General features: G+C 31.4%; 9 protein-coding genes. 1 reads left to right on the top strand and 8 read right to left on the bottom strand.

The window, feature by feature from the left end; genetic code table 11:
* Window positions 1–9: 9 nt before the first annotated feature.
* Entirely contained in the window at window positions 10–1,110 is a 1,101-nt protein-coding gene (gene ychF / locus AC1XWJ_RS04525) for a redox-regulated ATPase YchF (RefSeq protein ID WP_483334701.1), read from the bottom strand.
* A gap of 540 nt (window positions 1,111–1,650) precedes the next feature.
* Between ychF and AC1XWJ_RS04530 the strand changes: the two genes are divergently transcribed.
* Window positions 1,651–2,397, top strand: coding sequence for a potassium channel family protein (locus AC1XWJ_RS04530; RefSeq protein ID WP_483334702.1), 747 nt, complete (start codon window positions 1,651–1,653; stop codon window positions 2,395–2,397).
* Window positions 2,398–2,452: 55 nt separating this feature from the next.
* On the opposite strand, the gene AC1XWJ_RS04535 is transcribed toward AC1XWJ_RS04530, so the two are convergent.
* From AC1XWJ_RS04535 to AC1XWJ_RS04565, 7 genes are all read right to left on the bottom strand, one after another.
* Complete coding sequence (locus AC1XWJ_RS04535; protein ID WP_483334703.1) at window positions 2,453–3,109, bottom strand: Crp/Fnr family transcriptional regulator; 657 nt, start codon at window positions 3,107–3,109, stop codon at window positions 2,453–2,455.
* Window positions 3,110–3,268: 159 nt separating this feature from the next.
* A complete protein-coding gene (locus AC1XWJ_RS04540; RefSeq protein WP_483334704.1) occupies window positions 3,269–3,448 on the bottom strand; it encodes a DUF951 domain-containing protein in 180 nt (59 codons plus the stop codon).
* A 13-nt stretch (window positions 3,449–3,461) separates the two neighbouring features.
* The gene (locus AC1XWJ_RS04545) at window positions 3,462–4,310 is read right to left on the bottom strand and encodes a mechanosensitive ion channel family protein (protein WP_483334705.1); all 849 of its coding nucleotides are present in this window, start codon (window positions 4,308–4,310) and stop codon (window positions 3,462–3,464) included.
* A gap of 1 nt (window position 4,311) precedes the next feature.
* Window positions 4,312–5,163 carry a ParB/RepB/Spo0J family partition protein gene (locus AC1XWJ_RS04550; protein ID WP_483334706.1) on the bottom strand — a complete coding sequence of 284 codons (852 nt, stop codon included), beginning with the start codon at window positions 5,161–5,163 and terminating at the stop codon, window positions 4,312–4,314.
* Complete coding sequence (locus AC1XWJ_RS04555; RefSeq protein WP_483334707.1) at window positions 5,156–5,914, bottom strand: ParA family protein; 759 nt, start codon at window positions 5,912–5,914, stop codon at window positions 5,156–5,158. Before AC1XWJ_RS04555 ends, AC1XWJ_RS04550 begins: the two co-directional genes overlap by 8 nt.
* Window positions 5,915–5,920: 6 nt before the next feature.
* Complete coding sequence (locus tag AC1XWJ_RS04560; RefSeq protein ID WP_483334708.1) at window positions 5,921–6,775, bottom strand: ParB/RepB/Spo0J family partition protein; 855 nt, start codon at window positions 6,773–6,775, stop codon at window positions 5,921–5,923.
* Window positions 6,776–7,024: 249 nt separating this feature from the next.
* Window positions 7,025–11,770, bottom strand: a complete 4,746-nt coding sequence (locus tag AC1XWJ_RS04565) for a Rib/alpha-like domain-containing protein (RefSeq protein ID WP_483334709.1) — start codon at window positions 11,768–11,770, stop codon at window positions 7,025–7,027.
* Window positions 11,771–11,841 lie beyond the last annotated feature (71 nt).

Consider the following 11,841-nt stretch of genomic DNA (forward strand, 5'->3'; position numbering starts at 1 on the left):
AAATTTGTATTAGACATTAAATCTAAATAACATAATGTCCCCATCTTTAACTTCGTATTCTTTCCCTTCCAAACGAACTTTACCAGCTTCTTTGGCTTTAGTCATACTACCATATTCCAACAAATCGTCGTAGCTAACAGTTTCTGCACGAATAAAACCACGTTCAAAATCTGAGTGAATAATACCAGCACACTCTGGAGCCAACATACCTTTTCTAAATGTCCATGCACGAACTTCCTGTACCCCTGCAGTAAAGTATGTAGCTAAACCTAAAAGATTGTAACTAGCTTTAATCAACTTATCTAGTCCACTTTCTTCTATCCCTAATTCTTCCAAGAACATTTCTTTTTCGTCATCCTCTAAAGATGCCATTTCTTCTTCAATCTTCGCACAAATAACAATAACATCACTACCTTCTGTTTCGGCAAATTGTTTAACTTTAGATACTAATTCATTATTATCAATATCCAAAAGGTCATCTTCACTTACATTAGCAACATACAACATAGGTTTCATTGTTAATAAATGCATATTCCTTGCAATTTTTTGCTCTTCTTTATCTAGTTCCAAAAGACGCGCAGGTTTTTCTTCTTTTAGAATATCTCTAACCTTAGTCAATACTTCGAATTCTGCAAGAGCATCTTTATCTTTTTGCTTAGCTTGTTTCTCTACTCTTCCTATGCGTTTTTCTACACTCTCTAAATCAGCCAAAATTAATTCTAGATTAATTACCTCTATATCATATATAGGAGCTACTCCCCCTGCAACGTGCGTAATATTTTCATCTTCGAAACAACGTACTACTTGACAAATTGCATCAACTTCTCTTATATGACTCAAAAATTTATTACCTAATCCTTCTCCTTTTGATGCACCTTTTACTATACCTGCGATATCAGTAAATTCAAATGAAGTAGGCACTGTCTTCTTAGGAGTTACCAACTCCGTTAGTTTTTCTAATCTATAATCCGGAACTTCTACTATTCCTACATTTGGATCTATCGTAGCAAACGGATAATTAGCTGCCAACGCTCCTGCTTTTGTTATTGCATTAAATAATGTACTCTTTCCTACGTTAGGTAATCCTACTATTCCTGCTGTTAATGCCATAATTATATCTCCTTACTTAACTAATTCTTAAAAATTCATACTAGAACATTATATCACAAAAGCTTACTATTATGAAGTTATGTAACTATATAACTTATATGAAAAAAATATTATTTCATTATAAAAATTAATTATCTTTTTTTGAGTTTATTATCATTCTATACTTATTAAATACTAAATAAAAAGTAATATAGATTGTAATAACTATTAATATATGTAAAAATACTTCTAACAACTTTAATTCCCTTTTAAATATACTATAATGTACTATTTCAACTATAATTGAAAGTATATTTATAATTATATAGTGTTTTAAAAATTTAACCATTATATGTATCTCCCAATTAATTTCCAACATATATATTAAATAAAATATTTATATCTATTATATTTATAACACATAAAATAATTGTAATCAATTGTACACTTAACTTTATATTATCTTTGTAAACTAACAATCTTTTCTAAGAAATATCAATATTTAGTAGCAATTTTTCCGATATACAGTTATAATAATTACAAATTAGCTAGGAGATTATTATGAAAAATTGGATAAGAAGTAATATAAATAAAATTTATTTGATAACATTATGTATAATAGCATTAATATTTGCCGGCAACTTACATAATAACAACTCTCTTATTAATAATATTATTTTAGTATTATTCCTTATAGACTATATTTACCGTATTTGGAAAAGTGATAATAAAATAAAATTTATTTTGTCACATCCTATTGATGCTCTTGCTATATTACCATTTTCTCAAGGCTTCAAATTATTAGCTCTTTATCGCTTATTCTTCTTGTTAAGCGATAAAAAAAGAACATCTTTAAAAAATAATAAACTTATAAAAATATTAAAGGAAAATAACCTCGCTTATCTATTAGCTTGGCTAGTAGTGATTTTGTCAATATCTAGCCTTTTAATAACGTTAGTAGAACCTACCATTCCCAAATACGAAGATGCTTTATGGTGGAGTATCGTTACTACAACTACTGTCGGATATGGGGATATCTCGCCAGAAACACAAATAGGCCGTGCAATAGCTAGCATCTTAATGATTTTGGGAATAGGTATTATGGGACTTTTAACTAGTAGTATAGTAACTTTCTTTAGTAGAGAAAATTCAAATAACGATGTAAGTTCTACTTATAATAATATAGAAATTAAAAATTTTATAGATAACGAAACTTATGATAATTTCTTATCTTTAGATGAAAACACTAAAAAATATATAATTCAAAAACTTAAAGACGATATAAATTTCTTTAGTAACAAAAAATAAGAAACTACTTATAAACTATAATATTATAGCTTATAAGCAGTTTCTTCGTACATTTCTACAATAAGTTTTTTAAATATTGAAAATCTAGAACATCTATTCGCTTGTTAGCAATGGCTATTGCACCTGCATCACGTAAAATATTAAGTTCTCTATTGAGCGTACTCCTATTAACGTGTAATATATCTGCGATAACTTCTTGCGAAATAGGAATGTTAATAGTAATGCTAGGATTATTAATATTAACTAGCCAATAAACTAGTCTATCTCTAACACGACGATACTGCAATGCTCGAAGTACTCTTTGATTATAGCAAGTAAATTCTGCGATATATATCATAACATTTCTCATAAAATTTATGTCTTCTTCTATAATCTGCTTTATATCATCCCATGCCAGCCAAACAACTTTAGTTTTTCTAATAGCATATGTATCAAAAGAGTAAACACTCTCTCCTCCATATAACATATAAAACGGGAATGAAACTCCTGGACCATAATAAGATGAATTAACAGGCTTTCCTACATTTGTAAATTCTGTACAACGCAGAACTCCTTCTAATATTATACAAATTTCTTTTATATCTTCTCCCGCACTAATGACTAAATCATTAGACGAATAGCTAGCTTCTCTCTTCTTTATATTTCTTAACGCTTCTTTTGATTTTTCAGATATACCTTCAAAAATATGTATAGTTGAAAACAACTTCTCCATATCATATCCTCCTTATTATATAGTATAACATTTATACATATTTTATGCAATCTTATTTGGTTGATATACAGCAATTATTTAGTTGTATTACAAATAATTTTTCATATTTTTGATGTTACCTATAATTCAAACAATAGAAATTAATTTTCAATAGTTATATTATTTCTCTAAAACTTTTTTTAGCTTTTTATTAAATTCTCTTCTTGGCATCATTATATTGTTATCACACTTCAAGCATTTTATTTTTATATCAGCACCCATACGTGTAATTTTCCATTTATTAGTCCCACAAGGGTGAGGTTTTTTCATTTTTACTATATTTCCCAAATCATATTCCATAAAAATCACTCCTTTACTTAACAGAGATTATTTCATTTGTAAATTCTGAATATAGCTCTTTTTTTATAACATTTTCTAAAATATTCTTTTTACCCAATTTAGCTTTAACAATAATCTCAAAACTAGCTATATTCTCTTCAATATCAATCAAAGAATTTAATTTTAATTTTTCTTTCTTGTAGAAATATTTTTTATACTCTTCGTTATTATTAAACTTGTCCAAAAAGTTACCTAAAGACACTTCTAATTCTTGTACAGTTCCCTTTATTTTGATGTTGCTTCTAATAGTTACTAAATTATAATTTTGCGAATAATTAATTACCTGATTTATACTACTATTAGGTACAAAATATACTTCGCCACCATTTGATAGAATTTTCGTTGACCTAAGACCTAAAGCCAAGATTTTCCCTTCTGCAATAAATGCAGCTTGATTATTGATTTTGACATAATCACCTACATCAAATTGCCCTTCAAGAATAATAAAAAATCCTGTAATTATATCTTTTACCAAACTTTGAGCTCCAAATCCAATCGCAACACTTACTAATCCTGCACTAGCCAAAATTCCAGCAGTATTTACCCCAAACGTTGATAATATCTGTATAATAGCTATAAAATATATCAAATATTTAGTAGCACTTTTTATAAGTTTATGTATTGTATCACTTCTTTTTTCGCTAGATTGAATGCCTAACTTACTATTAGCTTTCAAACTAGTTCTCATTATATAATCTAGTATTTTCACACTAATTTTTACAGCTATGTAAGCAAGAACAATGATTAATATTATTTTTATAAAACGATCAAGAAGATTAAGATATAAATCTTTGTTTCTCAAAAAATCTAATATGTTTACCATTTTATTTACCGAATAACTTTATTATTCTATCAAATTCTTCATTATCATTGAATAATATTTCGATCTTTCCTTTTTTATTTTTATTCTGCTTTATAGTTACCATTGTCCCTAATACTTTTTTCAACTTAATTTCTTGTTCTTCTATAAAGATATCTTTTCTTTCTTTAGTAGATGCCTTTTTAGGAGTATTTAATCTATTAACATAATCTTCCAAAGAACGCACCGACATTTTATCTGCAATTACCTTATTACAAACTTCCAACATTTCTTTTTTTGTTTTTAGTGACAATAACGTTCTAGCATGACCTGCACTAACAATACCTTCAGAAAGTTTTTCCTTTATTTCTAGCGGCAATTTCAAAAGTCGCAAACTATTAGCTACATAAGACCTACTTTTTCCTAATTGACTAGCTAATTGTTCTTGCTTCAATCCTGTACTATCCATTAATTTTTTGTAACTTTGTGCTTCTTCTAGCGCAGTAAGATCCTCACGTTGTAAATTTTCCAAAACAGCAAATATCATCATTTCTTCGTCAGAAAATTCTTTTATAATAGCTGGTATTTCTTTTTTACCTAATTTCTCAAAAGCTCTATATCTACGCTCTCCTGCAATTATATAATATCCAGAAACAGTCTTTTTCACTATTATAGGCTGTAATAATCCATTTTTTTCTATTGACTCTGCTAACTCTGATATTTTGCTATCATCAAAAATTGTTCTAGGTTGATAAGGATTTTTTTTTATTTCTTCAAGTTTTATATTTTGAACACTATTATTATCATTACTTACCGATATATTTTCCGTTTGAAATATTGCTCCTAGTCCTTTGCCTAGCCCTTTGCCTTTAGCCACGATTAATCACCTCTTTCGCTAACATTAAATATTGTTTAGCACCTTTTGATGACTTAGCATACTCAATAATAGGCTCACCAAAACTAGGCGCTTCACTAAGTCTAACCGTTCTAGAAATTACCGTATCAAAAACTTTATCTTTGAAATGATTACGTACTTCTTCTCCAACTTGATTAGAAATATTAGTTCTACTATCAGTCATAGTAAGCAAAACACCAAATATATCTAAAGTTGAATTTAGATGCTTTCTAACGATATTAAAAGTGTTCATTAGTTGACTAAGTCCCTCTAGCGCATAGTATTCTGTTTGTACAGGTATTATAACTCCATCAGCTGCCGTTAAAGAATTCAGCGTAATAAGACCTAATGATGGTGGACAATCTATAATTATAAAATCATATTTCTCAGTTATAGACGATATAGCTTGCTTCATTCTAAGCTCTCTACTTATTGCAGACACCAATTCTACCTCTGCTCCTGCTAAGGCAATACTAGATGGCACTATATCAAGATTTTTATACGCTGTCTGTTTTATTACTAAATTAATATCTACTTCATCTACTAAAACATCATATATTGATTTTTGCACATCATTTTTATCAATTCCTACTCCACTCGTAGCATTAGCTTGCGGATCAGTATCTATAATCAAAACTTTTTTATCAAGACTTGCCAAAGAAGCAGCCAAATTAATAGCTGTAGTAGTTTTTCCTACTCCTCCTTTTTGATTACATATAGCCAATATTTGCATAATTTCTTACTCCTTATATCTTGGTACTTTTATTTTCAAAGTTATGCTACTCATTTCTTCCTCTTCTTCTTTATCTATACGAATATCATAACGTTGCTCTAATTTTGCTATTTCTTTCAAAAATTTAGAAATAACTTTTTGGGCATTATAGTTTGAATTATTATAATCATTTTTAGTATTATTTTTCTTTATATTCAAATAATTATTTATTTTCTCTTCTGTTTGTATAACATTAAGATTTTGCGTTAAGATTTGGCGTAAAATATTCTCTTGTACAGCAGGCTCTAATTTTACCATCGCTCTACCATGACGCTCAGTAATTTTTTTCGTGCTTATAGCATCAATTACCTTAGGACACAATTTCAACAATCTAATTTTATTCGCTACCGTTGCTTGAGTTTTACCAAGTGATTTCGCTAATTCTTCTTGAGTAATATTATTAATATCCAACAATTGTTGATAGGCATTAGCTTCTTCGATAGGTGTAAGTTCCTCTCGTTGAATATTTTCTATAAGAGCTAGTGTAGCCATTTGTTCATCTGTTAGTTCTTTAACAATAGCTTTTGTACTTTCCCATTTCAAATACCTTAAAGCACGTAATCTTCTTTCTCCAGCAATAAGCTCATAAAGACCATTTCCCAATTCACGAACAGTTATAGATTGTAATAGTCCATTTTGAGATATAGAGTCCGCTAATTCTATTATTTTGTCATCATCAAACTCGTGACGAGGTTGATATTTGTTAGGTACTATATTATCTATTTTAATTTCTTTTAATACATCTTCATCAGAGATACCTACTTTTTCTGCCCTACGAGTTAAGCTATACAATTTGCTAAAAGGCTTTATAGTATCACTCATAATAAACTACCCCCTATAATATTTAATCCTTTTATAAGAATAACACAATTACTTTTTTATGTCAAAATATTTCCCGATAAATTAATAAACTAAATCAGTGTATATTAACAAATTTAAATAAATATTTCCAAAACTTATAATGATAATAGATTGCAATTTTTAATATATGATAAAGTTCTTTTTCTTTAAAATCGCAAATAAAACATAAAAAAAAGACAAGACATTTTTATGTCTTGTCTTTTTTTTAGATTATTTATTATCTTTTCTTCTTCTACTTAGTAGACCTGCTATCGCTAATAATACTAGTCCAGCTACACTTGTAGTTGTAGTTTCTCCAGTATTAGATAATTTCTTAGATACTTTAGATTCTGAATCTTTGTTATCTGCTGAATCAGTTTCTGGAGTTTGTGATTGACCTCCATCTGAATCTTTACCTCCTGGCACAACAGGTGTTGTCGGCTTAGAGTTTGGATCTTTTGGATCTGTTCCTTTTGCTTTTTCTTCTTCATCTGTGTATCCATCGTTATCATCATCCGGATCTGTTACATCTGGAATTTTATCTCCATCTGTATCTCTTTGTACTGTAATTACGAAGTCTTCTGTTGCTACTACTTTTCCAGTTTCATCTTTGATTTCAACTTTTACTGTGTAGTTTCTTTCTTCTTCATCTCTACCCCAATCTGTTACTGTTGGTGTTCCAGTAATTTCTCCTGTGTTTGGATTATATGTTAATCCTCCTGGTAATTCACTTACTTCTACTGTTCCGTTTGTTGGTACATTAGTAGTTTCTACTTTAATTGAATCTATTGGTTGTTTTTCTACTACTGTTTTGTCTTCAATTGGAGTTATAGTTGGTGTATTATCTACTACTTTTACAGGTACGTCAATAGTTTCTGTACTTCCATCTGGGTATGTTATTTCTACTTTTCCTGTGTAATCTCCAGGTGTGTTTGTATCTATACTTCCTTCTGGTGTTACGTCTTTAACTTTAATCTCTACTGGATTTCCGTTTTCGTCTACTATTGGGTTTACGTTGTCTGGTAAGTCTACTTTTCCACCTTTTTCTACTTCTTCAGGTTTCGCTGTTGGCTCGTACTTATCTGCATCTTTCTTAGCCGGTGTATTGTCTACTACTTTTACAGGCACATCAACAGTTTCTGTACTTCCGTCTGGGTATGTTACTTCTACTTTTCCTGTGTAATCTCCAGGTGTGTTTGTATCAATTGTTCCTTCTGGTGTTACGTCTTTAACTGTTACATTAACTGGATTTCCGTTTTCGTCTACTATTGGGTTTACGTTGTCTGTTAAGTCTACTGCTCCACCTTTTTCTACTTCTTCAGGTTTCGCTGTTGGCTCATACTTATCTGCGTCTGTTTTCGCTGGTGTGTTATCTACTACTTTTACAGGCACGTCTATCACTTCTTTACTTCCGTCTGGGTATGTTATTTCTACTTTTCCTGTGTAATCTCCAGGTGTGTTTGTATCAATTGTTCCTTCTGGTGTTACGTCTTTAACTGTTACATTAACTGGATTTCCGTTTTCGTCAACTATTGGGTTTACGTTGTCTGTTAAGTCTACTGCTCCACCTTTTTCTACTTCTTCAGGTTTCGCTGTTGGCTCATACTTATCTGCATCTTTCTTAGCAGGTGTACTGTCTACTACTTTTACAGGCACATCAACAGTTTCTGTACTTCCGTCTGGGTATGTTATTTCTACTTTTCCTGTGTAATCTCCAGGTGTGTTTGTATCAATTGTTCCTTCTGGTGTTACGTCTTTAACTGTTACATTAACTGGATTTCCGTTTTCGTCTACTATTGGGTTTACGTTGTCTGTTAAGTCTACTGCTCCACCTTTTTCTACTTCTTCAGGTTTCGCTGTTGGTTCGTATTTATCCGCATCTGTTACAGTTGGTTTAGAGTTTGAATCTTTTGGATTTGTTCCTTTTTCTTTTTCTTCTGTATCTGAAACTCCATCATTATCATCGTCCGTGTCATCTTTATCTGGAGTATTATCCCCATCTGTATCAAGATTGAAGACTGCATCAACTGCATCTGTAGTTGAATCTGGATAAGTTACAACAACTGGTACTGTAACTGTCTCTGCAGTTGTTCCAGTTGGTGAGTCTGGAGCTGTTACTGTTACTACTCCTGTGTCTGGATCTATTGTTACTGTGTATCCGTCTGGTGCCACAAAACTTGGATCTATTTTAAATTTAGTTCCCTCTGGTACTGGTACCGTGTTTCCTTCTCCATCTTTTATTGTCGGTGTCGATGTTGCTGGTGTTTTTGGCACTACATTTGTTTCTGGATATTCTGGCTCATATTTCTCATTATCTGCTTTTTTAATAACAAATTTTGCTGTTGTAGTTGCAGTTGTCCCATCTTTGTAAGTAACTTCTACTGTAACTTCTGTATCTTTTTGTGGATTAGCCCATGTAATAACTCCAGTTTTTGAATCTATTGTAAATCCTTCAACTGTTTCGTCTCCATTTTCAGAAACTAATGCAAATGTAGCTCCGTCTGGAACAGTTTTAGTTTCAACTTCGTCTGTATGCTCTACGTCAAATGTTGGAGCTTTTGATGTTGTTGATGTACCTACTTCTCCTTCCGTTACTTCATAAACAGGAACTTCACGGTAAACCACTGTGAATGAATCTTTTAACATTGGATAATCTGGTAAACTACCATCTTCTCCAAGTTGATATAATTCTGCAAAATAAGTTGTTGTTTTTGTAAGATCTGCTGGAGTTATATATGATGATTCCTCTAATGTCCCATCAGCCTTTACACTAAGCGTACCAGATTCTCCTACTACATTGCCACTTTCATCTTTCCAAATTACTTTATAGCTTCCTCCAACTCCAGGTGTTAGCCCTCCTGTTGAGGCTTTTGCAGTGTCTCCAGGCTTAGCAAAATTGCTAAATGAATCATAGTTATAAATATCAAATTTTAATTCATCATTGAAAGCACCAAAATAAACATCCCATACATTATCATTTGTTTCAACACCACCTATTGGATTTAAACTGTCATTTACCTTAACTCCCCAGTTTGTTCCACTAACTAAACCTTGTGGTCCCCAAGGACTTGTACTGACACCTTTAGGAACATCTCCATAAAATCCATTAGTCATAGCTACTCCAGGTATTTCTTCTGGAGTTACCATTAACCATTCCCAGTTAATATGCTTTGGAGCATTTGCTAATTCTCCTTTTCCATATCTTGCATCTCCTACCCAACTTCCATATGATGGACTGTGAGCTACTTGATGATTCCATTCTGTACCTTTTTTGGTTTCTCCAGTTTCTGCATTAACTACATCTTCTTCAGATACTAAAGCAGATTTTTTTGTTCCCAATAGGCTACCTGTATAACCAGGATTGTTCCAAGTAAATCCATAAGTACCATTAAATTGAATAATATATTTTCCTGAAGCGTCCACTTGTGCTCTTACTGTTTCTGCTATCCATTTGTTACGCCCGTCATTTGAAATACCATCTAAGATATATTTGCGTAATTTTTCCTCATTATAGCGAGTCCAGTCTTTACCCCTAATATTTGAAGTTTTATCATTGTTTACTTTTGGTGACCATGTAGATGCTTCATCAACAAATGTATTTAAAGCGTCCATAGAATTTAATTTTTCTACTGCCCAATCACTTAAATAAGAAGCATAAACATATTTACCTGTTAATGCTTGATCGTATTTTTTCTCTCTTGAAATAATATCTCCATAAAAAGTATTACCAGCTGGTGCATTGTTATTCCAGAATACCTGACCTTCAATGCTACCTCCACGATTACTACCTTCTACTAGAGCTGGTGTATCAGTTGCATTCTCACGCCATACATCAGATGTCTTATGTGCATACCTAACTTCTACATTGAATAACTGACCTTTAGCTATATCTTGATTCATTCCAGCAGTAGTATCCTTAACTATTCCTTCAGGTGAAATTTGTTCTTCTCCAGAAGAGTACATTAATGAATACTTATTAGTATCTGGATTTTTAGACCAAATACGCCATTTTTCCCCTTTTGGTAGTGCCGCATCAGCGTCAAATTGATAAAGTTTACCATCAGCTCCTATAAAATCAGCCATCCCTATACTAAATGAACCATCTGCCTGAGACACAGTTTTATAAATTGGTGAGGCAAATCCATTTTTTTCATACCACTGAGCAAATACCTCTACTCCTTCTAATGGTGCATGATATTCGTTAGAATCTTCTGTAGCTCCCCCTCCATAAGTTAAGCGCACGTTCCCACTAACTGTACTAACTTCACTTGAACTTACAGTATTAACAATAGCATCATCTTCTGAAGTTCCTCTATTATTAGCTACTAAATCATTGTGTTTTCTAGCCTTTTCTATTATTTCTTGAACTTGAGCATCTCGGTTAATAACACCTTTAGTCAATTTAGTGATTTCAGCTGTATAATAACGTTTCTCTATATCATTTAAATTAGATAATGTTTTAATTTCAGCTAACGCTGCAGTATATACATCTGTTGTAACTTTACGGAATGCAGATCTTGTATTTTCATTACCATAAGAATTAGCTCTCATTTCAGCTAATTGTAGTCTGACATTTGCCGCTCTAGCATCTGATTGAACAGCTAAAACTTCATCTATAGAAGTTGCTTGTTCTGCTTTTGCTACAAATTCTGCTTTTTGTTCTGCTGAAAGATATTTTAATACACTAATACTATTAATAACAGATTCTTTTCTACTTAATAACTTAGCTTCTTCAGCAGAAGTATTATTCGTATTTACAACTTCTTCATTAACTGGAGACGTTATTTCTTCATTTCCACCAACAGAATTAGAAGTATCAACCTCTGCTTCTACTTCTGCATTGTTTGCAGAAGCATCAGAAGACGCTATTCCTAAAGATAATAAAGTACCTAGTACAACACTAGCTGCACCAAAGTGATATTTTCTTATAGAAAAGCGTTGACTCATACTATACCAATCAAACTTTTTCTTGTTCATTAAATTGTTCTCCTTTTAAATAAAATTAAAATAATAAAATACTTCACTATACAAGTGAAAATATATACATT

Source organism: Gemelliphila sp. 1F1 (assembly GCF_056897515.1).